The sequence below is a fragment of the Stutzerimonas stutzeri genome, assembly GCF_000935215.1.
Classification (GTDB): Bacteria; Pseudomonadota; Gammaproteobacteria; order Pseudomonadales; family Pseudomonadaceae; genus Stutzerimonas.
The window spans coordinates 1-2,633 of the sequence record NZ_JXXD01000309.1; the positions used below are offsets into that span (position 1 = coordinate 1).

Sequence of the window (2,633 nt, forward strand, 5' to 3'; positions counted from 1 at the left end):
GCGTGAGGAACTGCCCCGGCTGCGCGGTAAAGCGGGCGCGCTGGGCGGCCGGTACCTGCAGGGTGAACGAGCAGCTGTCGGCGGTTTCGGCCTGGCGTGAGGCAATGCGCAGACGGGTGAATTCACCGGCAACCGGCGTCGGCGACGATGCGAGCGAGGTCGCCACCGCAGTTGCAGCCGGCGCCGCGGCCGAAGCCGAAGCCGAAGGTGCAGTCGAAGCCGGCCCCGACTTGGGCACGCCACGCAGCATCGGCCACACCGACTTGCGGCGGAACAGCAGCACATAGCCGACATGCAGGCCGATCAGCCACAGCCCCAGATTGGCGAAGAACTCGTGCACTTCCTCGGCATCGCCCATCCAGCCGATGAAATCGATGTCGCTGGCGGCGCCGAAGACATCCGGCCCCACGCCCGGCAGGGCGGCCAGCACATCGCCGTTGTCGACCATACCCAGGCCGACCACGCTGGCAATGGCGAAACTGCCCAGCGCGCCGACCGTCAGCCACTTGCCGACGCTCGACAGGCCCGGCTTGCTCCGCTGGCCCTTCGGCGGCAGCAGCTGTGGGAAGCCGCGCAGGCGCAGCGGCACGATCAGCAGGCGCCACACCAACAGCGCCACCAGGCCGTAGCCCAGCCAGATATGCAGCGTCTCGGCGTCGTCACCGCTGAGGTAGGCGCCAAGAAAGAAACCGGCCAGCAGCCAGTGGAACAGACGGAAACGATTGAAAGCAGCCACGACGGCGATCCTCATTGAATGGATGCCGCCTTTGTATTCCTGCGAGCTGAAACGAAACTGAACGCCGCCAGCCGCTGCGGTTCAGCTTGGCGTAAGGCGGCGCGCCTAGGCTGCACTCATTCCCAACCGGAGAGCGCACCATGAAAGCCCGCTGGATCATCCTCCTGTCCTGCTGCCTGAGCCTGCCCGCCCTGGCCGAAACCGAACACCCACTGCTGCCCGGCTACGCCGCCCAGGCGCGTCAGGAGAATCCGAACTTCGCCGGTTTCTCCGCCGAGCGCGGCAAGGCGCTGTACTTCGCCGAGGAGCAGCGCAATGGCAAGACCATGAGCTGCACCACCTGCCACACCGCCGACCCGCGTCAGCCCGGCAAGACGCCGGCGCATCGCAAGGTCGATCCGCTGGCGCCGGCAGCCAACCCCGAGCGCTTCACCGACCTGAAGAAGGTCGAGAAATGGTTCCGCCGCAACTGCGACGACGTCTACGCCCGTGAATGCACCGCGCAGGAAAAAGGTGACTTCATCAGCTGGATCGACAGCATCAAATAAGGAGCCTGCCATGAAGATCGCACCCCTCGCTGCCGTCGCCGGGCTGGGCCTGACCCTGGTACTGGCCGGCCTCAGCTTCGCCGATGACGACGACCATCGAGAGCGCAAGGGCTACAAGCGGCCCAAGCGCCTGACGGTACCCAGCGACGCACCGCTGGTGTGGAAGGAAGAATGCGCGGCCTGCCACATGCTCTATTCTCCCGGCCTGCTGCCTGCCGATGCCTGGCGCGAGCAGATGCGCACCCTGGGCGATCACTACGGCAGCAACGCGTCGCTGGACCCGGTGCAGGAAAAGGAAATCCTCGACTTCCTGGTCCGCGCCTCGGCCGCCAACCGCCTACCGGTGGAGCCGTCACCCACCGCCGGCGAGCCGCCACGCATCAGCCAGACGCGCTGGTTCGAGCACAAACACGACGAGCTCAGCGAAGCCAAGTTCGCCCGCGAGTCGGTCGGCGGCCGCTTCAACTGCGTGGCCTGCCATCGCGACGCGGAAAAAGGCGACTTCGACGAGGACCGGGTGAAGATTCCGCGCTGAGACAAAAATAGCCGGAACATTTCGCCAACCGTTGCGTTATATCCCTGCGGCAACCCGGCCGGCAGCGCACGGGCACCGGTAAAAACCGAGGCGTTGGCAACGCAGCAGGTTTTAGCGGCGCCCTGCGCGGTCAACCCAGACGAGCGCTTAATGAACGACAGCGAACAGGACCTCATCCAGCAGGCCGCGCGTGGTGATCGCCAGGCGTTCGGCACGCTAGTGCGCGTCCATCAGGCGCGGGTCTTCCACTTCCTCCGTCGCCTGCTCGGCAGCGCCGACGAGGCCGCTGACCTGACTCAGGAAACGTTCATCCGCGCCTTCCAGGCGCTGCCCAGATGGCGCCCGGAAGCACGCTTGCAGACCTGGTTGCTGCAGATCGCACGCAATGCCGCGCTGGATACGCTGCGCCAGCGGCAACGCTACGTCGACGTGGCGCCGGAGGAACTGGCCGAGCCGGTCGATCCAGCGCCATCGCCGCTGAGCCGACTGCAGGCCGGTCGCGATCTGGCATTGCTGGAACGCTTGCTAGCCCGCCTGCCCCACGAACAGCGCGAGATCCTGCTGCTGCGCGAGGTGGAGGGGCTGGCCTACGACGAACTGGCCGCCACGCTGCAGCTCGCCGCCGGCACCGTCAAGTCGCGCCTGGCACGCGCCCGCGAGGCGCTGCTGCACGGCTATCGCCAGGCCAACGGAGGCACCCTCGATGACTGAGCATCTGGACATGGCGATCCTGTCCGCCTACCTCGACAACGAACTCGACGCCGCCGCACAGCGCCACGCCGCCGCCCACCTGGCGGGTTGTCCGCAGTGTCGC

Annotated in this window: 5 protein-coding genes; 4 read left to right on the forward strand and 1 reads right to left on the reverse strand. The window is 67.0% G+C overall.

Features of this window, described 5'->3' with window-relative positions; translation table 11 throughout:
- The coding region (locus LO50_RS22255) for a cytochrome b/b6 domain-containing protein (protein ID WP_173425607.1) at window positions 1-736 on the reverse strand (736 nt) is incomplete at its 3' end.
- Window positions 737-876: 140 nt separating this feature from the next.
- Between LO50_RS22255 and LO50_RS22260 the strand changes: the two genes are divergently transcribed.
- From LO50_RS22260 to LO50_RS24425, 4 genes are all read left to right on the forward strand, one after another.
- Window positions 877-1,284 (forward strand): DUF1924 domain-containing protein, encoded by a 408-nt coding sequence (locus LO50_RS22260; RefSeq protein WP_003302072.1) that lies wholly within the window; start codon window positions 877-879, stop codon window positions 1,282-1,284.
- Between the two features lie 10 nt (window positions 1,285-1,294).
- Window positions 1,295-1,819, forward strand: a complete 525-nt coding sequence (locus tag LO50_RS22265; RefSeq protein WP_003302071.1) for a diheme cytochrome c — start codon at window positions 1,295-1,297, stop codon at window positions 1,817-1,819.
- Window positions 1,820-1,969: 150 nt separating this feature from the next.
- Entirely contained in the window at window positions 1,970-2,530 is a 561-nt protein-coding gene (locus LO50_RS22270; protein ID WP_003302070.1) for an RNA polymerase sigma factor, read from the forward strand.
- A 10-nt stretch (window positions 2,531-2,540) separates the two neighbouring features.
- A partial coding sequence (locus tag LO50_RS24425; protein ID WP_236690621.1) for a zf-HC2 domain-containing protein occupies window positions 2,541-2,633 on the forward strand: 93 nt, incomplete at its 3' end.